The organism is Streptomyces sp. NPDC058674 (assembly GCF_042716505.1).
In the GTDB taxonomy this organism is placed as follows: Bacteria; Actinomycetota; Actinomycetes; order Streptomycetales; family Streptomycetaceae; genus Streptomyces.
This window is the reverse complement of record NZ_JBHXSC010000021.1, coordinates 71,274-95,523: the sequence shown is the minus strand read 5'-3', so window position 1 is coordinate 95,523 and position 24,250 is coordinate 71,274. Positions and strand designations below refer to the sequence as shown.

At 73.4% G+C, this 24,250-nt stretch carries 21 protein-coding genes; 16 read left to right on the top strand and 5 right to left on the bottom strand.

The annotated features are described in order from the left end of the window. The first annotated feature begins 475 nt into the window (after nt 1-475). The 8 genes from ACFWU6_RS14015 (at nt 476) to ACFWU6_RS13980 (ending at nt 8,357) form a co-directional block, all read left to right on the top strand. The gene (locus ACFWU6_RS14015) at nt 476-1,273 is read left to right on the top strand and encodes an ABC transporter substrate-binding protein (protein ID WP_383810778.1); all 798 of its coding nucleotides are present in this window, start codon (nt 476-478) and stop codon (nt 1,271-1,273) included. Continuing rightward, nucleotides 1,270-2,070 (top strand): amino acid ABC transporter permease, encoded by an 801-nt coding sequence (locus ACFWU6_RS14010; RefSeq protein ID WP_383810724.1) that lies wholly within the window; start codon nt 1,270-1,272, stop codon nt 2,068-2,070. Before ACFWU6_RS14015 ends, ACFWU6_RS14010 begins: the two co-directional genes overlap by 4 nt. Nucleotides 2,071-2,098: 28 nt before the next feature. Continuing rightward, on the top strand, nt 2,099-2,893 hold the full coding sequence (locus ACFWU6_RS14005; protein WP_383810727.1) for an amino acid ABC transporter ATP-binding protein: 795 nt from the start codon (nt 2,099-2,101) through the stop codon (nt 2,891-2,893). Between the two features lie 164 nt (nt 2,894-3,057). Next, nucleotides 3,058-3,909 (top strand): PP2C family protein-serine/threonine phosphatase, encoded by an 852-nt coding sequence (locus tag ACFWU6_RS14000; RefSeq protein ID WP_383810731.1) that lies wholly within the window; start codon nt 3,058-3,060, stop codon nt 3,907-3,909. Nucleotides 3,910-3,954: 45 nt separating this feature from the next. Then, nucleotides 3,955-4,989, top strand: coding sequence for an MASE1 domain-containing protein (locus ACFWU6_RS13995; RefSeq protein WP_383981000.1), 1,035 nt, complete (start codon nt 3,955-3,957; stop codon nt 4,987-4,989). 129 nt (nt 4,990-5,118) lie between these two features. After that, complete coding sequence (locus tag ACFWU6_RS13990) at nt 5,119-5,523, top strand: MazG-like family protein (RefSeq protein ID WP_383810734.1); 405 nt, start codon at nt 5,119-5,121, stop codon at nt 5,521-5,523. Between the two features lie 65 nt (nt 5,524-5,588). After that, on the top strand, nt 5,589-6,245 hold the full coding sequence (locus ACFWU6_RS13985) for a DUF5701 family protein (RefSeq protein WP_383810737.1): 657 nt from the start codon (nt 5,589-5,591) through the stop codon (nt 6,243-6,245). Nucleotides 6,246-6,311: 66 nt separating this feature from the next. Next, nucleotides 6,312-8,357, top strand: coding sequence for a prolyl oligopeptidase family protein (locus ACFWU6_RS13980; RefSeq protein WP_383980991.1), 2,046 nt, complete (start codon nt 6,312-6,314; stop codon nt 8,355-8,357). A gap of 13 nt (nt 8,358-8,370) precedes the next feature. On the opposite strand, the gene ACFWU6_RS13975 is transcribed toward ACFWU6_RS13980, so the two are convergent. Together ACFWU6_RS13975 and ACFWU6_RS13970 are read right to left on the bottom strand one after the other, a co-directional pair. Next, nucleotides 8,371-8,784, bottom strand: coding sequence for a UBP-type zinc finger domain-containing protein (locus ACFWU6_RS13975; RefSeq protein WP_383980989.1), 414 nt, complete (start codon nt 8,782-8,784; stop codon nt 8,371-8,373). 95 nt (nt 8,785-8,879) lie between these two features. Then, nucleotides 8,880-9,512, bottom strand: a complete 633-nt coding sequence (locus ACFWU6_RS13970) for a TetR/AcrR family transcriptional regulator (RefSeq protein WP_383980987.1) — start codon at nt 9,510-9,512, stop codon at nt 8,880-8,882. Between the two features lie 180 nt (nt 9,513-9,692). Here ACFWU6_RS13970 and ACFWU6_RS13965 point away from each other — a divergent pair, with 180 nt between their 5' ends. The 3 genes from ACFWU6_RS13965 to ACFWU6_RS13955 all read left to right on the top strand — a co-directional run bounded on the left by ACFWU6_RS13965 (nt 9,693) and on the right by ACFWU6_RS13955 (nt 13,615). Beyond that, nucleotides 9,693-10,910: a DUF418 domain-containing protein gene (locus tag ACFWU6_RS13965; protein ID WP_383980985.1), complete on the top strand. Its 1,218-nt coding sequence runs from the start codon at nt 9,693-9,695 to the stop codon at nt 10,908-10,910. Nucleotides 10,911-10,985: 75 nt separating this feature from the next. Next, entirely contained in the window at nt 10,986-11,210 is a 225-nt protein-coding gene (locus ACFWU6_RS13960) for a hypothetical protein (protein ID WP_383980983.1), read from the top strand. 263 nt (nt 11,211-11,473) lie between these two features. Further along, the gene (locus ACFWU6_RS13955) at nt 11,474-13,615 is read left to right on the top strand and encodes a SpoIIE family protein phosphatase (protein WP_383810754.1); all 2,142 of its coding nucleotides are present in this window, start codon (nt 11,474-11,476) and stop codon (nt 13,613-13,615) included. Nucleotides 13,616-13,636: 21 nt separating this feature from the next. Here the strand turns inward: ACFWU6_RS13955 and ACFWU6_RS13950 are convergent, their stop codons facing one another. From ACFWU6_RS13950 to ACFWU6_RS13940, 3 genes are all read right to left on the bottom strand, one after another. After that, nucleotides 13,637-14,158, bottom strand: coding sequence for a GNAT family N-acetyltransferase (locus ACFWU6_RS13950; RefSeq protein ID WP_383810756.1), 522 nt, complete (start codon nt 14,156-14,158; stop codon nt 13,637-13,639). 43 nt (nt 14,159-14,201) lie between these two features. After that, nucleotides 14,202-14,780, bottom strand: a complete 579-nt coding sequence (locus ACFWU6_RS13945; protein ID WP_383980981.1) for a potassium channel family protein — start codon at nt 14,778-14,780, stop codon at nt 14,202-14,204. A gap of 91 nt (nt 14,781-14,871) precedes the next feature. Continuing rightward, nucleotides 14,872-16,074 (bottom strand): DUF2254 family protein, encoded by a 1,203-nt coding sequence (locus ACFWU6_RS13940; protein WP_383980980.1) that lies wholly within the window; start codon nt 16,072-16,074, stop codon nt 14,872-14,874. Between the two features lie 449 nt (nt 16,075-16,523). Between ACFWU6_RS13940 and ACFWU6_RS13935 the strand changes: the two genes are divergently transcribed. From ACFWU6_RS13935 to ACFWU6_RS13915, 5 genes are read left to right on the top strand one after another with little or no spacing between them, the layout of a single operon-like run. Next, nucleotides 16,524-18,020, top strand: coding sequence for an aldehyde dehydrogenase family protein (locus ACFWU6_RS13935; protein ID WP_383980998.1), 1,497 nt, complete (start codon nt 16,524-16,526; stop codon nt 18,018-18,020). 15 nt (nt 18,021-18,035) lie between these two features. Next, nucleotides 18,036-19,613: a GMC family oxidoreductase gene (locus ACFWU6_RS13930; RefSeq protein WP_383980978.1), complete on the top strand. Its 1,578-nt coding sequence runs from the start codon at nt 18,036-18,038 to the stop codon at nt 19,611-19,613. Continuing rightward, on the top strand, nt 19,610-20,704 hold the full coding sequence (locus ACFWU6_RS13925; RefSeq protein ID WP_383980976.1) for a glycine betaine/L-proline ABC transporter ATP-binding protein: 1,095 nt from the start codon (nt 19,610-19,612) through the stop codon (nt 20,702-20,704). The genes ACFWU6_RS13930 and ACFWU6_RS13925 overlap by 4 nt, the downstream gene beginning before the upstream one ends. A 52-nt stretch (nt 20,705-20,756) precedes the next feature. Next, the gene (locus ACFWU6_RS13920) at nt 20,757-23,150 is read left to right on the top strand and encodes an ABC transporter permease subunit (RefSeq protein WP_383980974.1); all 2,394 of its coding nucleotides are present in this window, start codon (nt 20,757-20,759) and stop codon (nt 23,148-23,150) included. A gap of 1 nt (nt 23,151) precedes the next feature. After that, nucleotides 23,152-24,135 (top strand): ABC transporter substrate-binding protein, encoded by a 984-nt coding sequence (locus ACFWU6_RS13915; protein WP_383810774.1) that lies wholly within the window; start codon nt 23,152-23,154, stop codon nt 24,133-24,135. Nucleotides 24,136-24,250 lie beyond the last annotated feature (115 nt).

Below are 24,250 nucleotides of genomic sequence, written 5' to 3'. Positions count from 1 at the left end.
GAGTTGCCTACGTGTCACGACCCCAGTCCTACCGGATCCCACTCCGCGCAGAGTGAAGAACTCAGAAGCTGATCACGACATCACACAGGCCCTAGCCCTAGCTCTAGCCCGGACGCGGGCCGGGGCAGCCCCCGGCCCGCCCCGGCCGTCCCCGGACGGCTCCCGCCACGGGAGCCGTCCGGCGGTCCGGGGGCATCCGGGGGCTCGGCGGGCACCGCGGCGCGCGCGGCCGACACCGCGGTACGGCCGTGCGGGTGGCGGAGCCGGGCCCGTGGCCCCGCGCGATCCCGATCATGGCCGAATGTCGACGGGTACCTCCGGAACGCATCACTGATGATCCCTCGTCGCACGCCACCCGTGCCTTACGATCTCGGCGGACGGTCCCGTCCCGCGACCGCCACCCGCCCCGCACTCGTGGAGGTCAACCGTGTTCCGGACGGCCAGAGGCACCCGCAGTCGTCGCAGCAGCTTCCGCATCCGCGCCGCGGCCGGCGCCGCCGCGGGGGTGTTCCTCGCCGCGGGCTGCTCCTCCGGCGACGACGGGCCGGGAGAGGCGGCGGGCGGGGTGCCCGTGGTCGAGAAGGGCAAGCTGACCACCTGCACCCACCTGCCCTACCCGCCGTTCCAGTTCGAACGGGACGGCAAGGTCGTCGGTTTCGACGTGGCCCTGGTCGACCTGGTCGCGACCAGGCTCAAGGTCGAGCAGAAGATCCTCGACACGCCCTTCGAGAACTTCAAGACCGGCGCCTTCCTGAACTCCGGCGAGTGCGACCTCGCGGCGGCCGGCATGACGATCACCGACGAGCGCAAGAAGAACGTGGACTTCTCCGTCCCCTACTTCGACGCGACCCAGGCACTGCTGGCGACCAGGAAGAGCGGCGTCACCTCCCTCGCCGACGTCAAGGCCAAGTCGAAGAAGCTGGGCGCCCAGGCCGAGACCACCGGCGAGAGCTATGCCACGGCGCAGGGGTTCGATCCGGTCGCGTTCGAGAGCTCGGACGCGGTGCTCAACGGGCTCCGCACGGGGCAGGTCGACGCCGTCGTCATCGACTACCCGGTCGTCCAGGGCTGGCTCAAGGACCCGAAGAACGCGGCCGAGTTCACCCTCGGGCAGAACATCGAGACGGGCGAGCAGTACGGCTTCTCGGTGAAGAAGGGCAACACCGCGCTCGTGGCCGCGATCGACAAGGCGATCACGGACGCCAAGGCCGACGGCACCTACAAGAAGCTCTACGAGCAGTGGATCGGGCCCCTGCCCCAGGCCACGCCGTGACCTCTCGGCTGACCCGGCGACAGCGCCGCCGCGTCTCGCAGGGCGTCCAGTACGCGCTCTTCGCGGCGGTGCTGGTGCTGATCGGCGTATCGGCCGACTGGGACCGGCTGCAGAACCAGTTCGCCCAGAAGGACCTGGCCCTGCGCCTCTTCCCCGAGATCATCACCACGGCGCTGCGCAACACGGTGGTGTACACGATGTCCGGCTTCCTGCTCGGTCTCGTGCTCGGCCTGGTCATCGCCATGATGCGGCTGTCCTCCGTGGCCCCGTACCGTTGGGTCGCGAGTGTCTACATCGAACTGTTCCGCGGCCTGCCCGCCCTGCTGATCTTCATCTTCGTGGGCGTGGCCGTGCCGCTGGCCTTTCCGGGCACCGAGATCCCCGGCGGGACGTACGGCAAGGTCGCGATCGGTCTGGGCCTGGTGGCCGCCGCGTACATGGCGGAAACGATTCGGGCCGGCATCCAGGCGGTGCCCAAGGGGCAGATGGAGGCGGCCCGCTCCCTGGGCTTCTCCCACGCCCGCGCCATGGTGTCGGTGATCATCCCGCAGGCCTTCCGCATCGTCATCCCCCCGCTCACCAACGAACTGGTCCTGCTGTTCAAGGACTCCTCGCTGGTGCTGTTCCTCGGGGTGACGCTGCAGGAGAGGGAGCTGACGAAATTCGGACGGGACCTCGCCAGCCAGACCGCGAACTCCACCCCGATCCTCGTCGCCGGCCTGTGCTACCTGCTCGTCACCGTTCCGCTGAGCTTCGTGGTGCGCCGCCTCGAGGCGCGCGCGGACAAGGCCACGTGAGGACGAGATGCCACAGGAGAGGGAAGCGGTGGACACGAAGGCCACGGACCGCCCGGAGATCGAGATCCGGGGGCTGCACAAGTCCTTCGGCGACAACCACGTCCTGCGCGGCATCGACCTGGAGGTCGCCCGCGGCGAGGTGGTGTGCGTGATCGGACCGTCCGGATCGGGGAAGTCGACGCTGCTGCGCTGTGTGAACCTGCTGGAGGAGCCCACCGGGGGCCAGGTCTTCGTCGGGGGCACGGAGGTCACCGACCTGGACGTCGACATCGACGCCGTGCGCCGCCGCATCGGCATGGTCTTCCAGCAGTTCAACCTCTTCCCGCACGTGAACGTCACCGGCAACCTCACGCTGCCGCAGCGGCGCGTACTGGGCCGGGACAAGGAGCGGGCCGCGGCCGTCGCGCTGGAGAACCTCGACCGGGTCGGGCTCGCCGACAAGGCGGACGCCTTCCCGGCCCAGCTGTCCGGCGGCCAGCAGCAGCGGGTGGCCATCGCCCGGGCCCTGTCGATGGGCCCGGAGGTGATGCTCTTCGACGAGCCCACCTCGGCGCTCGACCCGGAGCTCGTCGGCGAAGTGCTGTCGGTGATGCGGGTGCTGGCGGGCGAGGGCATGACGATGATGGTCGTCACGCACGAGATGAGCTTCGCCCGCGAGGTCGCGGACCGGGTGGTGTTCATGGACGGCGGCGTGATCGTCGAGGAGGGTCCGGCGGCGCAGGTGGTGGGCCGTCCGCGGGAGGAGCGCACCCGCAACTTCCTCAACCGCATCCTCGATCCGGCGGCGGTCCGGCCGCCGGCAGGTGGGGAGCCCCCGGCCTGACGGCCCCAACGGCTCCAACGGCCACGACGGCCGGCGCGGTGCGGCACCCGTCCCCAGGTGTGGCCCCGATCCGTCGTTCGAGATGTGATCAGCGGGTGGTCGAAATACAATGAACCGGGGTTTTCGTGCCAGGGCCCTGAAGCGAACGTACCTCGGAGCGCTCCATGACCCCCCATCGGGCCACGCGGTCGGCGACCGCGGACGACTTGCTGACGCGGCTCGGGCGGCTCACCGCCCAGGCCAGGGAGGGAGCCGAGCTCCACCAGGCCCGCGTCGAGCTGGCCGAGGCGCTCCAGCGCGAGATCCTGCCCGCATCCCTGCCCGCCCTGCCGGGGCTGCGCACGGCGGCCCGTTACGCGCCCGCCCGGCACGGCCTGAGCGTGGGTGGCGACTGGTACGACGGCTTCGCGCTCCCCTCGGGCGCCCTGGGCTTCTCGATCGGCGACGTCGAGGGCCACGACGTGGAGGCGGCGGCCTTCATGGGCCAGGTCCGCATCGCCGTACGGGCCGTGGCGGCCTCCGCAGCCGACCCCGGCGAGGTGCTCCGGCGGGCCAACGAACTGCTCCTCTCGGTCGACTGCGACCTCTTCGCGACCTGCACCTTCGTCCGCTTCGATCCCGTGGCCTGGGAGGTCCAGAGCGCCCGTGCGGGCCACGTACCCGGCCTATGGGCCACGACCGGGGGCGAGTACGGCATCGTGGAGGACGAGGGCGGCCTGCCCCTGGGCATGCTGCCGGGCTCGGAGTATCCCGTGACCCGGCGCCCGCTGACGAGCGCAGGATCGTTCGTCCTGGTCACCGACGGGGTCGTGGAGGGCCCGTCCTTCCCGATCGAGGCCGGCCTGGCCCGGGTGGCCGAGGTGATCCGCGCCGGGGCTGGCGCGGACCCCGGCGACCTGGCCGCCGAGGTGATGAAGGTCGCCGACTCCACCGGCCACGAGGACGACGCCGCGGTGCTCGTCCTGCGCCACGAGGCGGCACCCCGCCCGGATCGGGTGACCCGTAACAGACCGTAGAGCGTGTCACGCGCCCCTGGCAGGGGCGGACTGTTGTCTGATGCAGTGATGCGCTCCGAGGGCTTGCGACGTCTGTGCCCGGCCGTGCTCCGGATCCTCGCCGTCGCCGCCGCCTACTACGCGGGCGGTCGGATCGGCCTGCTCCAGCAGGTCGTGGTCGAGGGCGCGGTCGTCACTCCCTTGTGGCCGCCCACCGGCATCGCCCTGGGCTGCCTGCTCTGGCTGGGGCTCGGGGTCTGGCCGGGGATCGCGCTCGGCGCCGTGCTGGTCATCCACTCGATCAGCCCCATCGACTACGTCGGGCTCGCCATCGTCGCGGGAAACACCCTCGCCCCCGTGTGCGCCTTCCTGATGCTCCGACAGGTCGGCTTCCGCATCGCGCTGGAGCGGTTCCGCGACGGGGTGGCCCTGGTCTTCCTGGGCGGCTTCGCGCCGATGCTGATCAGCGCCACCGTCGGCGCGTGGCTGCTGGAGCTCACCGACAGCCTGCCGGAGGGCGGCTTCTGGACCGTGTGGTGGACGTGGTGGGCGGGCGACGCCATGGGCGTGCTCGTGATCACGCCGCTGCTGCTGGTCCTGCGCAAGGCGCACCTGCCCCTGGAAACGTACCGGTGGGCCGAGGCGTCCGCCCTGGCGGTCTCGGCCGTAGCCGTCACCCTCCTGGCGACCAGGAGCGGACTGGCGCTGCTCTTCCTCGTCTTCCCGCTGCTGATCTGGGCGGCCCTGCGCTTCCAGCTCGCGGGGAGCGCGCCGGTCATGCTGCTGGTGTCCGTGCTGGCCAATGCGGCGGCGATCGGACAGATCGGTCCCTTCGCCGACCACACCCTGGTCGAGGGCATGGCCAACCTCCAGGCGCTCAACGGCTCCGCGGCGCTGACCTCGCTGCTGCTGTCGGCGCTCGTCACCGAACAGAACACCATCCGCCTCAGGATCGAGCAGGCCTGCCAGGAGCTGGCCGAGGTCGTGGAACAGCTCGCCTCGGGGCGGTCCACGACCCGCTGGCCCGCACTGGACGAGGACGCCCCCGGCCCGGTGGGCGAGGCCGAGCCGCGCGCCCCCCGGGCGGTGGACGACGCGTAGCGCCGCCGACAGGCCCCGGGCGGGCCCTCGGCCGGACATCCCCGCGGCGGGGTGCCTGCGGCGGCCGGACGGGGTAGGGCTGGGCGCGGGGCCCGGCGCGGGTCCCGGAAGAGGAGGGCACCGTACACCGTGACCACACCTGCCCCATGGGACATCATCAGCGCTCTCGCGCACCGGTTCGACGCCTGCGACGCGGAGCGGGAGATCCAGCCGGAGGAAAGCCACCTGCTGCAAGTGCTCAAGATCGGGGAGGAGTTCGGCGAGGCCGCACAGGCGGTCATCGGAGCGAGGGGCACCAACCCCCGCAAGGGGCACTCCCACACCTGGGAGGACGTGCACGACGAGGTGTGCGACGTCATCATCACGGGCATGGTCGCCCTCGCCCGGATGCGCCCCGACGCGGCGGCCTACTTCGCCGGGCAGCTGGAGCTCAAGGCGGGCGCGTTCCTCTCGCCCTCTCCGCCGTCGCCACAGGCACAGCAGCGATCGGACGATGTGGAAAAGTGCGCTCGTGGTAAAAATCCTCTTGAATGAGGAAAGGCCTCAGGGTATCTTTACCTTCGCCGTACGCATGTGCGATCTCCACGGGAAGGCCCTGTATGACCCAGTTCGATGCCGGCGTTGAATTCGACCGCCAGGTCCAGACCCTGGTGGGGCTCGGCTACCCGGCGCTCGCGGGACGCACGGAGGCCGCGTTCCGCGCCCTTCTCGAACCGCTGCGCGCACCGGCCCTCGCGCGGGCCGCCGACATGGCCGCCCCGTCCGAGAGCCGCGCGCCGTTCCTCATCGTCGTCACCAGGGAACTCGTCCCGCTCGAAGCGGCCGTTCCGCTCACCGCCCTCGCGGGCAAGGACAAGCCGGGCATCATCGAGCGGTTCTACAAGCCCGGCGAGCTGGAGCGCTTCGTGTCCGTCGAGGAGCTGGAAGTCCCGGACGCCGCCGCGTACCTGGTCTTCGACACCGAGCGGGGTGAGGAGTTCTGCGACGTCGTCCCCCTGCACGCCATGGCGCGTATCGCCGAGCGGGGCCGCACCCCCCTCACCATCGAGGAGGGCCTCGCGCTGGTCAACCACCACCCGGCGGCGCTCGCGAAGAACAAGTGCTTCTCGCTGGCCGGCACCCGATTCGGCGACCGGCGCGTCCCGGCGCTGTGGATCAGCAACGGCGCCCCGAAGCTCGGATGGTGCTGGGAAGGGAACCCGCACACCTGGCTCGGTCTCGCCTCGGCAGGTGGGAGGTCCGCCGGCCCGGCATGATGGGTGCGTGATCACCATTCATCTCATGCGCTGACCGCCGCGCCCCGGGTCCTGCACAATCGGCGGATGAGCGACGAAGACCCCTACCTGTGGCTGGAAGACGTGACCGGCGGGCCCGCCCTCGCCTGGGTGCGCGAGCGCAACGCCGAGACCCTGGACGCGCTGGCCGGGACGCCCGGCTTCAAGGTGCTCGAACGCGAGGTGCGCGAGGTGCTGGACGACGGCGCCCGGATTCCCTACGTCTTCCGCCGCGGCCGGCACCTCTACGACTTCTGGCAGGACGCCGACCGCGTGCGCGGGGTGTGGCGGCGGACCAGCCTGGAGGAGTACCGCAAGGACCGGCCGGCCTGGGAGACCGTCCTGGACCTGGACGCGCTCTCCGAAGCGGAGGGGGAGGACTGGGCGTGGGCCGGCAGCGAGGTCCTCGCGCCCGACCACCGCCTCGCCCTGGTGATGCTCTCGCGCGGCGGCGCGGACGCCTGCGTGGTGCGGGAGTTCGACCTGGAGTCGCTGGAGTTCGTCGGGGACGGGTACGCCGTCCCCGAGGCCAAGACCCGGATCGGGTGGATCGACCGCGACAGCGTCTGGATCGGCACGGACTTCGGGCCCGGTTCCGTGTCCGCGTCCGGCTACCCCCTCCAGGTGCGCCGGTGGCGCAGGGGAACGCCGCTGGAGGAGGCCGAACTCGTCTACCAGGGGCGGGCGTCGGACCTGTCCGCGGTCGGATGGCACGATGACACCCCGGGATTCACCCGGGACTTCGTCTCCCAGAGCCTGGACTTCTGGAACAGCCGCCTCTTCCTGCTGCTGCCGGAAGGGACCCGAGGCGAGCGGCTGTACCGGATCGACGTGCCGGACGACGCCGCCAAGTACGTCCACCGGCAGTGGTTGATCGTGACTCCCAGAACGCCCTGGCTCGGCCACGCTCCGGGAACCCTGCTCGCCTTCGACTTCGAGGACTACCGGGCCGGCGTCCGCGAGCCCACCGTGCTGTTCGCGCCCGACGGGCACACCGCGCTGGCCGGCCACCACTGGACCCGGCACCACCTCATCCTCGCCACCCGCGCCGACGTCTCCTCCCGCATCGAGATCCTCACCCCCGGCGCGGACGGGGACGGGTGGACCCGGGCGCCGCTCGCCGACGTACCGCCGCTCTCCACGGCCTCCGTCGTCTGCACCACCCCCGACGAGGGAGACGAGTACTTCCTCGACGTGTCCGGCTTCCTCCAGTCCGCCACCCTGTACCGGGGGGTGGCCGACGGCCCCGGCGAAGCCCTCAAACGGGCCCCGGCCCTCTTCGACGCGGCCGGGCTCGGCGTGCGCCAGTACTTCGCCGCCTCCGCCGACGGCACGCGCGTCCCGTACTTCGTGGTCGGCCCCGAGGACCGGTCCGGCCCCGGACCGGCCCTGCTCTACGGGTACGGGGGATTCGAGGTCTCCCTGGTGCCCCGGTACAGCCCCGTCGTCGGGCGGGCCTGGCTCGCGCGCGGCGGCACGTACGTCGTCGCGGCGATCCGCGGCGGCGGCGAGTACGGCCCCGCCTGGCACCAGGCGGCCCTCGGGGCGAACCGGGTACGCGCCTTCGAGGACTTCGCCGCCGTCGCCCGCGACCTCGTCGACCGGGGCATCACCACCGCGCCCCAGCTGGGGATCGAGGGAGGCAGCAACGGAGGCCTCCTGATGGGCGCCATGCTCACCCGCCACCCGGAGCTCTTCGGGGCGGTCGTCGCCCACGTGCCCCTGCTCGACATGCTCCGCTTCCACCGGCTGCTCGCCGGAGCCAGCTGGACCGCCGAGTACGGGGACCCCGACGACCCCGCCGACCGCCCGCACCTCGCGGCGCTCTCCCCGTACCACCAGGCCCGCGCGGACGTCACGTACCCGCCCCTGCTGCTGCTCACGTCCACGCGCGACGACCGCGTGCACCCCGGGCACGCACGCAAGATGGCCGCCCGGCTCAGGGAGCTCGGCCAGCGGGTCCACTTCCACGAACACCTGGGCGGCGGCCACGCGGGCGCGACCGACCACCGCCAGACCGCCTTCAACGAGGCGCTCGTCCACACCTTCCTGTGGGAGCGGCTGACACCGTCCGCCCACCGCACCGCGCCCTGAGGCCCAGCGCCCGTCAGAGCCTGCCCTCATCCGGGGCGCCGCCCTCGGTCGGGTCCTCGGTCGGGCCCTGGGCCGGGGCGCCGGGGGAGGACGGGACGAGGAAGACCTCGTCCTCGTAGCACCAGGCCCACACCTCGCCCTTTTCGGCCGAGCGGGCCAGGGGGTGTCCGGTACGCGCGGCGTGCGACCAGGCGTGTCGTCCGGGTGAGCTGTCGCAGCAGCCGACATTCCCGCAGGTCAGGCAGGCGCGCAAATGGACCCACCGCTGCCCGGAGGCAAGGCAGTCGGGGCACCCGGACGCGCGGCGCCCGGCCGGCGCGGACGCCGGACGGACGGGGTCCGCACCCGGGGCAGGCGCCCCGCTCAGGTGGCGGCAGGGCCGTCCCTCCGGCCGGCCCGCGTCGTACGCGACTTCCCATCGGTGCATCGGATCTCCTTCGCGGGGGTGGGGCCCGGTCGGCGTCCCACCCCGGATTCGCAGCCGACCGGCTCCGGGACGGCCGCTCGGGCCGATGGCCTCCGTCACGCGTTCGCGGGGGTGAACGCCCTGTCGAGGAGGTCGAAGAGGTGGGCGGCCTCGGGGGTGAGGGCGGCGGTGATCGCGCCGTCGTCGTACCCGGCGAGGGTGAGTTCCTGGATGCGCCGGAAGAGCAGGCGGTGGGCGGCGCCCACGAGCGCCGCGGCCGCGCGCGGAGCGAGGTCCGGCGCGTCGCCGGGTGTGAGCGCCGCCAAGGCCGCGGCGAGGGCCTCCTCGCGCTGGTCGTGCAGTTCGCGCAGGCGGCCCGTGAGGGTCGGACTGTCGGCGATCATGCGCGAGAAGTCGGGGCCGGCGAAGCCGACGACCGGATCGTGGCCCTCCAGGGCTGCGGTGAACTCCCGGCGCAGTGCGGCGAGCGGGGTCTCGCCGTCCCCGCGGCCCGTGACGGCGAGCGCCAGGCCGGCGGTGAAGGCCTCCTGGCGGTCGAAGGCCAGGTCCTCCTTGCGCGCGAAGTAGTTCGTCACCGTCTTCTTGGCCACGCGGGCCGCCGCGGCGATCTCGGCGACGGTCGTCCGCTCGAAGCCCTGCGCGAGGAAGAGCCGGGTGGCGTGGTCGGAGATCAGCTGCCTGGTCTCCTGCTTCTTGGACTCGCGGAGTCCCGGGGTTTCGGCGCTCATGCGGGAATCTTACAATCGTCGCAAAAATATGCCGAAGGGAGCCGAAAGGATCGGGCGCCCCGGCCGAGCTCGTCCGGCCGTGCTCGTCCAGCCGTTCGGGCCGTGATCAACTACGGTGGGCGGCCGGTGCTCACGACCGGGGGAAGGCCCTGCACCGCAACGACCACTTGGGGGGAAGCAGTGGCCACGACGACCGCGCACATACGCCAGGACCGACTGCGCATATCCGAGCTCGACGCCCTGCGCGGCTTCGCACTCCTGGGCATCCTGCTGGTCAACGCGCTGATGATGGCGGGCCCGTACGCCCTCAGCGGCGTCGACGACCCCGACGCCTCCCTGCTCGGCCGGACCGTCGAAGGCCTCGTCCAGACCTTCGTGGCCGGCAAGTTCTACCTGCTCTTCTCGTTCCTCTTCGGCTACAGCTTCACCCTGCAGCTGGCCTCGGCCGAGGGCGACGGCGCCCGGCCCGTTCCCCGGCTGCTGCGCCGGTCGCTCGGCCTGTTCGTGCTGGGGGCGCTGCACGCCGTACTGCTGTACGTCGGCGACATCCTCATGACGTACGCCGTGTTCGCCCTGGTCCTGGTCGCCGCGCGCAACTGGTCCCCGCGCGCGGCGCGGCTCGCCGCCTGGATCGTCTACGGCTGTGCGTGCGCGTTCCTGCTGCTCGTCGGGGCGCTCTCACTGCTCGCCTCCCACGCGGAGGCCGCCGCGCTCGACGCCGAACTGGCCTCCGGCTTCCCCGCACTGGCCGCCGACTACCGGGGCGATGCCGCATCGGTCGTGCGGGCCAACCTCGGCCAACTGCCCGACGCCCTGCTGGGGGCGATCCTGATGGGCGGCTTCGTCGTGGCGGCCTTCCTGCTCGGCCTGTACTGCGGCAAGCAGCGCTTCCTCGCCGACGTGGGGAGCCGGCACGCCGCGATGCGGCGGATGTGCCTGCTCGGCGTCGCCGCCGGGCTTCCCGGCAGCGTCTTCATGGCGCTGACCGCCACCGGTCCGTTCGGACCCCGGTGGGCGCTCTTCGGGCAGGTGGTGGGCACCGTGACGGCCCCGGCCCTGACCGCCGCGTACGTCTGCGGCATGCTGCTCCTCATGCGGACCGCCCGCGGCGCGCGGATCACCGCGCTCCTCGCCCCCGCCGGACGGATGGCCCTGACGAACTACCTGGCCCAGTCCCTGGTCATGGCCCTCGTCTTCACCGGCTACGGCCTCGCGCTCTACGACCGCCTCGGCCCGGCCGCCGTCGTGCTCGGCTCCCTCGTGCTGTACGGCGCCCAACTGGCCCTCAGCGCACACCTGATGGCCCGGTTCCGGTACGGCCCGGTGGAGTGGCTGCTGCGGACGGTGACGCTGGCGCGGTTCCCGGGCGGCCGTACCCGCGAGCCCGCCGCCCGCTGACGGGCGCGGCCCGCCGGCTCAGCCATACAGAGCCGCCGGGATGCGCCGAGCGCGCGGTCCCGGCAGCCTGGCTCCATGCCCGACCGTACGCACGTCACGATCCACCCCCCGCTGGCCCGGGGCGGCCGACCGGTCACCGTGCACGCCCACGGTGTCGACGAGCGGCTCGGCGTCGCGTCGGGGGTCGACGACGTCGTCGAATTCCTCCGCCGGATCGGCCTGGAGGACGGCGCCGAACTCATCGCGGGCGAGGACCCCCGCATCACCTGGATCGGCGGCGGCCCCACCGAGTGGGCGTGACGGCCGCCCGCCCGGTGCGCGGGGACGGTGCGGGTCCGGCCGGTGGCCGCGCCGGCTCCGGCCCCGGCTGCGGGTGTCGCTCACGAGGCCGCCGTCGTCGCGCTGGGTGACGGCCCCGTGGCGGGGGTCCGTCACCTCGGAGGGCGCTGCGGGAAGCGGACACGGAGACGCACCTGTCCCTGGCTCGGGGCTCCGAGATGCTCGGGGCCGGGCTCGGCCATTTACTGGAGGGTGGAGACCGGCGGCCGGAGGGAGTGCCCGTGATGGCTGAGAGTGGCGGAACCGAGGCCGGCGGTACCCCGCCCGCCCGTGCCGCCCGGGCCGACGAGGCGCTGGTGGAAGCGGCGGTGGAGGCGCGGATCGCCCCGCCGAGCGGCCTGCTCGACGTACTGAACGTCGCCGCGATCGTCCTCGACGCGCAGGGCCGGATCGCCCTGTGGAGCCCTCAGGCGGAACAGTTGTTCGGTTGGACGGCGGGGGAGGCGCTGGGCCGTCCCGCCGCCCGCCTGCTCGCCGCCCCCGAGCACCTGGAGCTGGTCATGGAGCTCTTCGCGCGCGTCATGGGCGGCGCGGGGGACTGGGCGGGCGCCTTCCCCGTGCGGCACAAGGACGGCAGCCGCCACCTGGTGGAATTCCGCAACATGCGGCTCCTCGACGAGCACGGGGACCTCTACGCCCTCGGCATCGCCACCGACCGCGCCCGGCTGCGCCACCTGGAGCGCGACCTCGCCCTCTCGGCCCGGCTGGTCGCACAGTCCCCGATCGGGCTCGCCGTCCTGGACACGGACCTGCGCTACGTCCTGGTCAACCCGATGTTGGAGCGCATCAACGGCCTGCCCGCCTCCCAGCACATCGGGCGGGGCGTGCGGGAGGCCCTGTCCTTCCTCGACGACGCCGCAGCCGTCGAGGCGGCCATGCGCCAGGTCCTGGCCACGGGCACGCCGCTCGTCGAGCAGTTCACGGCGGGCCACAACCAGGGCGACCGGCACCACGAGCACGCCTGGTCGGTGTCGTACTACCGGCTGGAGGACGCCGGCGGGCGGGTACTGGGCCTGGCGACCTCCATCGTCGACATCACCCAGAGCCACCTGGCGGCCAAGGAGATCGCCCGCAGCCGCCGCCGCCTCGCACAGATCGCGGACGCCACCGTCCGCATCGGCACCACTCTCGACCTGGAGCAGACCGCCCGGGAACTCGCCGACGTCGTCGTGCCGGAACTGGCCGACATCGCCGCCGTCGACATCCTCGACTCCGTCCTCGACGGCCGCCCCAGCCTCCAGTCCTCCGCCCACGAACCGGCCGTGTTCCGGGCCCTGGCCCTGGCCGCCGCCTACCCCAGCGAGGCCGTAGGCGCCGCCGACCCCCCGGGCGACATCGCCCGGTACGAGGCGGACCGGCTCGTCACCCAGTCCGTGACCACCGGGCACCCGGTCCTCGTGGCCCACGTCCACGCCCGCGACATCTCCCGGATCGCCCGCGACGACGACGCCGCCGCCATGCTGGCCCGCGCCGGCCTGAGCTCCTACCTCGCCGTGCCGCTCATCGCCCGCGGGGAGGTGCTCGGCGCCCTCGACCTCAAACGCACCCGCAATCCGCTGCCCTTCGACGACGACGACATCGTCCTGGCGGGCGAACTCGCCGCGCGGGCCGCCGTGTGCATCGACAACGCCCGCTGGTACCGCAACGCCCACCACACCGCGCTCGCCCTCCAGCGCCACCTCCTCCCGCACCACCCGCCGAACACCGCGGGCCTGGAGGTCGCCTACCGGTACCAGCCCGCCGCGGCCACCAGCGAGATCGGCGGCGACTGGTTCGACGCCATCCCCCAGGTCGGGGGCAGCACCGCGCTGGTCGTCGGCGACGTGATGGGCAGCGGCATCAACGCCGCCGCCAGCATGGGGCAGCTGCGCACCGCCACCCGCACCCTCGCCGAGCTGGGCCTGGACCCGACCCAGGTGCTGCGGCAGCTGGACCGGACCACCGCCGCCCTGGAGGAGACCATCGCCACCTGCGTCTACGCCGTCTACGACCCCCACCGGGCCCAGTGCCGGATCGCCGTCGCCGGGCACCTTCCGCCGGTCTTCGTCCGGCCGGGCCTGCCCCCCCGGCTGCTCGAACTGCCCACCGGCGCGCCCCTCGGCGTGGGGGGCATCCCCTTCGAGGCCACGACCGTCAGCATGCGCCCCCAGGACCGGCTGGTCCTCTACACCGACGGGCTGGTCGAGACCCGCGACCAGCCCATCGACGAGCGCCTCGACCTCCTCCTGGGCCTCCTCGCCGACACCGACCGCCCGCTGGAGGAGACCTGCGACCGCCTCCTGGACTCGCTGCGCCGGCCGGGCGACCACGACGATGTCGCCCTGGTGATCGCCCGCGCCACGCCCTGGCCGTCCGCCCAGCACTGAGGACCCGGCAGAACCCCGGCGCTACCGCCCCGCCGGTCCGTCCGCCGGTCCGTCCGTCGGCCGCGGGAGGTCGAGGGTGTACCCGAGGCCGGGGCGGCCGTCCAGCCGGATCTCGGCCCCCGGCAGGAATCCCGTACGGGCCAGGACGGCGCGCGAGGCGGCGTTGTCGAGCGTGGTGACCGCCCGCAGCCGCGTCAGGCCGTAGTCGGACGCCGCCCGGCGGCAGGCCTCGCGCACGGCGGCCGTCGCCAGCCCCTGTCCGGCGGCCCGCTCCGCGATCCGGTACCCGAGCTCGGCGGCGCCGTCCGCCACGTCGACGAGGTTGACCCGCCCGACGACCTCGCCGCTCTCGCCCACCAGCACGTGGAAGAAGTGCAGCCCCGCGGCCTGTTCGGCCAGGAGGTCCCGGTGCCGCACGTCGAAGTGGGCGAAGTAGTGGTCGCCCCGGTCCGGAACCGCCGTGGCGAAGTAGGAACGGTTGTCCCGCTCGAACTCCAGGAGTGCGGGGGCGTGGTCGGGGCGCAGGAGTTCGAGTCGCGGCATGCCCCCATGCTAGTGCCGGGACCGCGCGGTACGGCCGAACGGGTCACCGTTCGGGGCCGGGCTCCGGCCCGTCCCCGGTACGTCGGCGGATCCCGATCCGGACGGCGCCGAAGAGGACCTTGGCGACGACTCCCACCACGATCAGGTCGGCGACCATCTGGAGCGTGGTCAGCGCGCGGCCGGTCTGCGTGGTCGGCACGATGTCCCCGAATCCCACGGTCGCGAACACCGTGACCGTGAAGTACAGCGCGTCGGTCCGGTTCAGGGGCTCCGAGAACGACTGCGGGGCCTGCGCGGCCAGCAGGAAGTACGACGCCGAGAAGAGCACGAGGAAGAGCGGTACGGCGGTGGCCAGGGCCTCGACCGCCCGCAATCGCGGATACTGCGCACGGCTGATGGCCGCGGCCTGCCAGGCGACCAGCCCTCCGAAGACCGCCAGGCCGACCACGAGCAGCAGCACCGTGACCGGGTCGAAACCGCGGTCCAGCGGCGCCAGGTAGTACAGCGTGGTGAGCAGGGCCGCCGACGCGGCCGAACGCACCAGGTGTCCCGCCGTCGCACGACGGCGCCGCCGGGCCGTCGGGACGGCCCGGGCCGCACCTGCGGGTCCGTCGCGGTCCATGGACCCAGGAGACGCGGGCGGAGCGGATCGCGCGACCGGAGCGGTCGCGCTGCCCCGCCTGCGCCCGCCGGCCGCCGCGGGCTACCGGGGGCTACCGGGGGCGCGGGGACGTCCAGATCAGCGGATACGTGTCGCCGCCCGTGCGCTCGACCCACCCCAGCCGGTCGCGCAGGGCGGGACGCCGGTCCTCGGGCGCCCGATCCGCCAGCACGCGCAGCAGATCGCGCATCCTGCCCAGCGCCATCGGCGACCCGGCGGCGGCCGGGAGCAGGTCGTCGACGCACGTGCGGACGTATCGCTCCCAGTCCGGTACCGGCACCACCACGTGCCACCGGCCCCCGGCATCGGAGAACCGGCCGATGTCCAGGTCCCGGCCGGCGAGCCGGGTCAGCAGGTCCTCCACGCGGTCCAGGGCCTCCACGGCCGTCGCCGGGTCGTTGACGGCAGTCGACAGGGCGCGCAGCGCGATGTCGACGAGCAGCCTGAACGCCAGTTCGGGATCCTGGTCGAAGGTGCGCTCCACCCCGGTCGTCAGGGCGCCCCGCAGCTCCGCCTCGGGCAGTTCGCCGCCCGTCACCACGGCGAGTTCGGCGCCCCAGGTGAGGGTGGCCCCCGGGGCCACCCGGAAGACGATCCCGCAGCCGTGCGCCCGCGCCGCGGCGACGAGCGCGGGCACGTCGATCTGCTGGAGCACCGAGGCCGGCCCCGACCAGCTGACGGAGGCGGCGCCGGGCGGCACGACGGGGACCCCGGCCCCCGCACCCCCCTCGTACCGTGCCGCGTCCCGAGCCTCGCGCGCGGCGTCGTACGGAGCCGTGTACGGGGCGACGTACAGGGTGTCGAACAGGCGGTGCGCCCGGGCGCCGATCGCGGTCAGCGAGTGGCCGAGCTGGATCGAGGTGAACGCCCTGGCCTGGAGCGTGCGCATGAGGGCCAGTGCCACCAGGGTGAGCACCATGGCGGCGCACGGGACGAAGACCGAAACGCTCCTGTCGGCGCCGATGGCCATCGCGGCGGTGATGGTGAAGACGAAGATGCCGACGGTGAAGGCGAACGCGCGCCAGACGATCGGCTCCTCCCTGAAGAGGCCGAGGCGGGGGGTGAAGGTGCTCGCGGAGAACTGCACGACCAGGAACAGCATCGAGTAGATGATGCTCACGAGGCTGATGACGCCGAATCCGACGGTGAACAGGAGGCTCACCACCCGCTCCGCGTCCACCCGGGGGCCCACCGGGAAGCGGGGCGCCAGCAGCCCCAGCACCAGCCCGACCGCCGCGCAGAAGAGCTGGGCCATGTCCCTGCGCACCTCGCGCGTCGGCCGGCGCCGCGATGCGGCGCGCGGCCGTCGTACGCCTGGCGGGGGGCCGCCGCGGCCCTCGGTCGAGCCGGACATCCAGCCTCCTCCACGGTCACGCTGACGGGCCCCCGCTGGGATGGAACCACGGCGGCCACGCGGAAGCGGTGAAATGCCGTCCGGCGCGTCACCGGCGGAGCGCCGCGCGTCGGACGATGCCCGGTCCACCCTCGCCCGGGCGGACGCCGCCCGCGGCCGGAGCAGTGCGGCGTGACCCCTGTCACCTTCCGTGACGTATGAGACATGGCTCGCGGGGAACGGGGCAAGCGCGCTCCTTGCTAGTTCACCGCGGGTCGGCCGCGGTGACGGAAGCGGAGGTACAGCGCGTCGTGTCCCAGCAGAAGCCGGAGCAGAGCCGGGAGCAGAACCCGGAGCAGGCCCCCGACCAGATCCCCGAACAGGTTCCCGAGCAGAAGACGATCCACATCGCCGGAAAGTGGCGGTCCGCGGTCTCCGGGGCGACCAGGGAGGTGCTGGACCCCGTGGACGCCACCGTCCTCGCCGTGGTCGCCGAAGGCGGCACCGCGGACACCGACGCGGCGGTCAGCGCAGCCCGCGCCGCCTTCGACGGCGGAGAGTGGCCGCAGACCCCGGTCGCCGAACGGGCCGCGCTGCTGCGCCGCACCGCGGACCTGCTCCAGCGCGACCGCGAGCGCATCGGGCTGCTGGAGAGCCGGGACGCCGGCAAGACCCTCGAAGAGGGCCGGGTCGACGTGGACTGCGTCAGCGCCGCCTTCCGCTACTTCGCGGACCTCGTCACCGGCGAGAGCGCGGGACGCGTGATCGACGCCGGTTCCCCCGACATCCACAGCGTCGTCGTCCACGAGCCCGTCGGCGTGTGCGCCCTGATCACCCCGTGGAACTACCCGCTGCTCCAGGCCAGCTGGAAGATCGCACCGGCCCTCGCCGCGGGCAACACCTTCGTCGTCAAGCCGAGCGAGATCACCCCGCTGACCACCGCGGCCCTCATCGAGCTGCTGGTGGAAGCCGGACTCCCGGCCGGCGTGGCGAACCTGGTCACCGGCGCCGGAGACCCGGTCGGGGCCCGCCTCTCGGCCCACCCCGACGTCGACCTCGTCTCCTTCACCGGCGGCCTCACCAGTGGTACGAAGGTGATGCGCGCCGCCGCGGACTCCGTCAAGAAGGTCGCCCTGGAGCTCGGCGGGAAGAACCCGAACGTCGTCTTCGCCGACGCCTGCGCCACCGAAGAGGGCTTCGACACCGCCGTCGACCAGGCCCTCAACGCCGCCTTCATGCACAGCGGCCAAGTCTGCTCGGCCGGCTCCCGGCTGATCGTCGAGGAGCCGGTGCGCGAGCGCTTCGTCGCCGAACTCGCCCGGCGCGCCGACCTGATCCGCCTCGGCCGCGGCACCGACCCGGGCGTCGAATGCGGCCCGCTGGTCTCCGCCGCGCAGCTCGCGCGGACCGAGGAGTACGTGGCCTGCGCCCTCTCCGAGGGCGCGGTGCTCCGGGCCGGCGGCGAACGGCCCGCGGGACCCGGCTACTTCTACCGCCCGACCGTCCTCGACCGCTGCCACCGCGGGATGCGCGTCGTACGGGAGGAGGTCTTCGGACCGGTGTTGACCGTCGAGACCTTCCACACCGAGGCCGAAGCCGTCGCGCTGGCCAACGACACCGAGTACGGGCTGGCCGGCGCCGTGTGGACCGCGGACCAGGGGCGGGCCCGCCGGGTCGCCGGCCGGCTGCGCCACGGCACCGTGTGGATCAACGACTTCCACCCGTACCTGCCGCAGGCCGAGTGGGGCGGCTTCGGGAAGTCCGGCACCGGCCGCGAACTCGGCCCGGCGGGCCTGGCCGAGTACCGCGAGACCAAGCACGTGTACCAGAACCTCGCCCCGCGCCCCGTGCGCTGGTTCGCGGGCTGAAGGGAGACCAGCACAGTGACCACGAAACCCCCCACCCCCACGACCGCCGGCACCGTACGAGACGGGGGCGAGCCGCGGGAGTACGACTACGTCGTCGTCGGCGGCGGCACCGCGGGCTCGGTGATCGCCTCCCGCCTCACCGAGGACCCGGACGTCACCGTCGCCGTCATCGAGGGCGGCCCCAGCGACGTCGACCGCCCCGACGTGCTCACCCTGCGCCGCTGGATGGGCCTGCTCGGCGGCGAACTGGACTACGACTACCCCACCACCGAGCAGCCGCGCGGCAATTCCCACATCCGGCACAGCCGCGCCCGCGTGCTCGGCGGCTGCTCCTCGCACAACACGCTCATCGCCTTCAAGCCGCTGCCCTCCGACTGGGACGAGTGGTCGGAAGCGGGCGCCGAGGGCTGGCACGCCGCCGCCATGGACCCGTACTACGACCGGCTCCTCAACAACATCGTCCCCGTCGGCGAGGACGACCGGAACGCCATCGCCCGCGACTTCGTGGACGCGGCCCGGAGCGCACTGGGCGTGCCCCGCGTCGAGGGCTTCAACCGCAAGCCGTTCCACGAGGGCGTCGGATTCTTCGACCTCGCCTACCACCCGGAGACCAACAAGCGCTCCTCCGCCTCGGTGGCCTACCTCCACCCCGTCATGGACGACCGGCCGGGCCTCCACCTCCTGTTGGAGACCTGGGCGTACCGCCTGGAACTGGACGGCACCCGGGCGCGCGGCGTGCACGTACGGACCAAGGACGGCGCCGAGTCCCTGATCAGCGCACGCCGGGAGGTCGTCGTCTGCGCGGGCGCGGTCGACACCCCACGCCTGCTGCTGCACTCCGGCATCGGCCCCCGCGGGGCCCTGGAGGCCCTCGGCATCCCCGTCATCCACGACCTGCCGGGCGTGGGGGAGAACCTCCTCGACCACCCCGAGTCCGTGATCGTCTGGGAGACCGACGGCCCGATCCCGGAGAACTCCGCGATGGACAGCGACGCCGGACTCTTCGTCCGCCGCGACCCCGACGCGCCGGGCCCCGACCTGATGTTCCACTTCTACCAGATCCCCTTCACCGACAACCCGGAGCGCCTCGGCTACGAACGCCCGCCGCACGGCGTGTCGCTGACGCCGAACATCCCCAAGCCCCGCAGCCGCGGACGCCTCTACCTCACCAGCCCGGACCCCGAGGTCAAACCGGCCCTCGACTTCCGCTACTTCACGGACGAGGACGACTACGACGGCCGCACCCTGGTGGACGGCATCAAACTGGCCCGCCGGATCGCGGCGGCCGAGCCCCTGGCGGGCTGGCTCAAGCGCGAGGTCTGTCCCGGCCCGGACGTCACCAGCGACGAGGCGCTGAGCGCCTACGCCCGCTCGGTCGCCCACACCGTCTACCACCCGGCGGGCACCTGCAAGATGGGCGCCCTCGACGACGACAGCGCCGTCGTGGGCCCGGACCTCAAGGTCCGCGGACTGGACGGCATCCGCATCGCGGACGCCTCCGTCTTCCCGACGATGCCCGCGGTCAACCCGATGATCGGAGTGCTCATGGTGGGCGAGAAGGCCGCGGAGCTGCTGGAAGGCAGGACCCGATGACCCTGACCACCCCGGCTCCGGCCGGACCCGCGACCACCGGCACCCCCGTCTTCTCCGTGGCGGGCCTGTGGAAGGTCTTCGGCCCCAAGGCCGCGGCCGCCAAGGTCCCCGGCTCCGCCGACACCGACCTGCCGGCCGCCGAACTGCGCGAGCGGACCGGCTGCACCGCGGCCGTCCGCGACGTCGGATTCGACGTCCGCAAGGGCGAGGTCTTCGTCGTGATGGGCCTGTCCGGCTCCGGCAAGTCCACCCTGGTGCGCTGCCTGACCCGGCTGATCGAACCCACCGCCGGGACGCTCTCCATCGACGGCGAGGACGTCCTCGCGATGGACCGGGCCCGGCTCCGGGAACTGCGCCGCCACCGCGCCGCCATGGTGTTCCAGCACTTCGGCCTGCTGCCGCACCGCAGCGTCCTCGACAACGTCGCCTACGGCCTGGAGATCCAGGGCATGGGCCGCGCCGAACGCCGCGCCAAGGCGGCCGAGATGGTCGCCAAGGTCGGCCTCGACGGGCTGGAGGACCGCCGTCCCGGACAGCTCTCCGGCGGACAGCAGCAGCGCGTCGGCCTCGCCCGCGCCCTCGCTGCCGACCCCGAAGTCCTCTTGTTCGACGAGCCGTTCAGCGCGCTGGACCCGCTGATCCGCCGCGAGATGCAGGACGAGGTCGCGCGCCTGCACCACGACGAGGGCCGCACCATGGTCTTCATCACCCACGACCTGGCCGAGGCGCTGCGGCTGGGCGACCGGATCGCGCTGATGCGCGACGGCCGGATCGTGCAGCTCGGCACCCCGGAGGAGATCGTCGGGTCGCCCGCCGACGACTACGTACGGGACTTCGTCCGCGACGTGCCGCGCGAGCAGGTCCTCACCGTACGCAGCGCCATGCGTCCGGCCGCGGCCGGCGAGGCCGAGCAGGGCCCGGCGCTCGCCCCGGCCACGACCGTGGTCGAGGCCATCGAAGCGGTCGCCCGCAGCGGCGGTCCCGTACGGGTCGTCGACCGGGGCCGGTGCCTCGGCATCGTCGACGACGCGGCCCTCCTCGCTGTCGTGGCCGGCATACCGTCCCCGACAGCACGGGGGGTGGCCGCGTGACGCGCCGACCCCCTCGCCCCGCCCCCGTCCCCGACACGGGCAGGTGGTGCGGATGACCGCGTTCCCTTCCTCCGTACGCGACCCCCGCGACCCGGGTGGCCGGCGGCGCTCCGCCGGACCGGACGGTTCCGGCTCCCGCGGCCGGGACGGCGACCGGGCGGACGAGCGCGGCCGGACCGCCGACGACGCCGCCCGGGACACCCGGTCGGCGGCCTCCGACGCTTCGGGCACTCACGGCACCTCCGACAGCTGCGCCGCCGCCGGTGACACCCTGGCGGACTCCGCCGGGCGGACCGCCCGCCACACGCCCCGCTCCGCGTCAGGTGACGCGTCCGGCCAGGCGCCCGGCCGCACGTCCGGTGACGCGCCCCGCCACACGCCTGGCCGCGCGTCCGGCGACGCGTCCGGTGACGCGCCCCGCCAGACGTCCGGCGCCGCGTCCGGTGACGACCCCCGCCACACGCCTGGCCGTACGTCCGACGCCGCGTCCGGCGGCCGTTCCAAGACCGGCCGCCTCCCCGCACTCCTGCACTCCCGCGCCGCCGGCAAGCTCCTGCCGCTCGCCCTCTTCGCGGTGCTGCTCCTCCCGCTCGCCCTCGCCTTCCCCGGCGCCGGCAGCTGGCCCGCCGCCCTGGCCGTCGACCTGTCCGGCCCGCTCGGCAGGGCCGGCGACTGGATCATCGACCACCGGGACAGCCACCCGCTCTTCCTCTACTTCTTCGGGCACGTCAGCAACGCCGTCGTGGTGGCCGTGCGCGCCGTCTACACCGTCCTGCTCGCCGCCGGCTGGCTGGGCGTCACCTCCCTGGCCGCCCTGGTGGCCTGGCGCCTCGCGGGCGCGCGGCTCGCGCTGACCTGCGTCGCCGCGTTCGCCGCCTGCGGACTGCTCGGCATGTGGATCCCCACCATGCAGACCCTGGCGCTGATGGCCGTGGCCGTCACCGTTTCCGTCGTCGTGGGCACCCTGCTCGGCCTCGCCGCCGGCCTCTCCCCGCGCACCGACCGCGCCCTGCGCCCGGTGCTCGACACCATGCAGGTCCTGCCCGCCTTCGCGTACCTGCTCCCGATGGTGCTGGTCTTCGGCATCGGGGTGCCCGCCGCAGTCCTGGCCACCGTGGTCTACGCGGCCCCGCCGATGGCCCGCCTCACCGCGCTCGGCCTGCGCCAGGCCGACGCGGGAGTCATGGAGGCCGCCGCCTCGCTGGGCGCGACCGGACGCCAGCGCATGCTCACCGCGCGGCTCCCGCTCGCCCGCCGCAAGCTGTTGCTCGGCGTCAACCAGACCATCATGACCGCGCTGTCCATGGCCGTGATCGCGTCCGTGATCGGCGCGGGCGGCCTCGGCGACCGTGTCTACCAGGCACTCGCCTCCGTGGACGTCGGTGCCGCCCTCGCCGCCGGCATCCCCATCGTGCTGCTCGCCGTGGTCCTCGACCGAACCGCCGACGCGGCCGGCACCCGGCTCGGCACCGACCCGGACCCGGTCCGGGCGCGGCACCTGCTGCGCAGGGTGTTCGCCGGGTGGTACGGCCGCCTGCTCACCGTCCTCGCCGCGGTCGCCGCCGCGGTCGCCGGGCGGATCGCCGGGACCACGCTGTGGCCCGAGTCCTGGACCGTGCCCATCGCCGAACCCGTGAACCGGGCCGTCGCCTGGATGACCGCCCACCTGTACTCCGGGGTGCCCGTCGTCGGCGGCACCGCGGACTGGTCGGCCCGCTTCACCGGCTGGGTCCTCGACCCCCTGCGCAGCGGGCTCCAGGCATCGCCCTGGTGGCTCCTGCTGCTGCTGGCCGGTGCCCTCGCCGTGTACGTCGGCACCTGGCGCACCGCGCTCACCGCGGTCCTGGCCCTCGCCGCCATCGGGGTCCTCGGCGTCTGGGACTCCTCCCTCGACACGCTCTCGCAGGTCCTGGCCGCCGTCGCCGTGACCCTCGTCCTCGGCTTCGCGACGGCCGTCGGCGCCGCCCGCAGCGCTCGCGCGCAGCGGCTGCTGCGCCCGGTGCTGGACGTGTGCCAGACCATGCCGCAGTTCGTCTACCTCATCCCCGTCGTCGCCCTGTTCGGCGTCGGCCGTGCCCCGGCCGCGGCCGCCGCCGTCGTGTACGCGCTCCCGGCCGTCATCCGCATCACCACCCAGGGCCTCAGTGAGGTGAACCCGGCTGCCATGGAGGCCGCCCGGTCCCTCGGAGCGACCCGCTCGCAACAGCTGTGGCAGGTCCAACTGCCGCTTGCCCGGCCCGCGTTGCTGCTCGCCGTGAACCAGGCCGTGGTGCTGGTCCTCGCCGTCGTCATCATCGGCGGCCTCGTCGGCGGCGGCGCACTGGGCTACGACGTCGTCCTCGGCCTCGCCCAGGGCGACCTGGCCACCGGCCTGGTCGCCGGCGCCGCGATCGTCTGCCTCGGCCTGCTGCTCGACCGCGTCACCCAGCCCGCGAAGGAGGCCTGACATGCCCGCCCGACAGCACGGACGACCCCTGCGCCGCGCTCTCGCCGCCGCGCTCGCCGCCACGACCGGCCTCGCCGTGCTCAGCGGCTGCGGCGCGGCGGACATGACCCGCCAGTCCTCCCCGTACGCCGCCGCCCAGGGCGCCAAGACCGTCACGCTCTCCGTGCAGTCCTGGGTCGGGGCGCAGGCGAACACCGCCGTCGCCGCGTACCTGCTGGAACACGAGCTGGGCTACCGCGTCGACACCGTCCAGGTGGACGAGGTGCCGGCCTGGGACGCCCTCAGCCAGGGCCGCGTCGACGCCATCCTGGAGGACTGGGGCCATCCCGAGCAGGAGAAGCGGTACGTCGAGGGGAAGAAGACGATCACTCCGGGCGGCGACCTCGGGGTGACCGGCCACATCGGCTGGTTCGTGCCGACGTACTTCGCCGAGGAGCACCCCGACGTCACGGACTGGAAGAACCTCGACGCGTACGCGGACCGGCTCCGCACCGGGGAGAGCCGGGGCAAGGGCCAGCTGCTGGACGGATCGCCGTCGTACGTCACGAACGACAAGGCGCTGGTGAAGAACCTGGACCTCGACTTCGAGGTCGTCTTCGCCGGATCCGAGGCCGCGCAGATCACCCAGATCAAGCAGTTCGCCAAGGAGCACAAGCCCTTCCTGACGTACTGGTACAAGCCGCAGTGGCTCTTCGAACGGGTCCCGATGACCGAGGTGAAGCTGCCCGAGTACAAGGAGGGGTGCGATGCCGACCCGGACGCGGTCGCCTGCGCCTATCCGCACACGCCGTTGCAGAAGTACCTGAACACCCGGTTCGCGGAGTCGGGAGGCAGGGCCGCCGCGTTCCTGAAGAACTTCCGATGGAGCGTGGAGGAGCAGAACGAGGTGTCTCTGATGATCGCCGAGGAGAAGCTGCCGCCCGAGCAGGCGGCGAAGAAGTGGGTGGAGCGCAACCGCGAGGTGTGGGAGCCCTGGCTGCGCTGACCTGTTGACCCCTCCCACGTGCCTACGGGCCGAGGCCGGGGGGGCCCGCGGGGGGGGGGGGGGGGGGGCCGCGGGGGGGGGGGGGGGGGGGCCGGCGGCCCAAAAAAACAGGGTT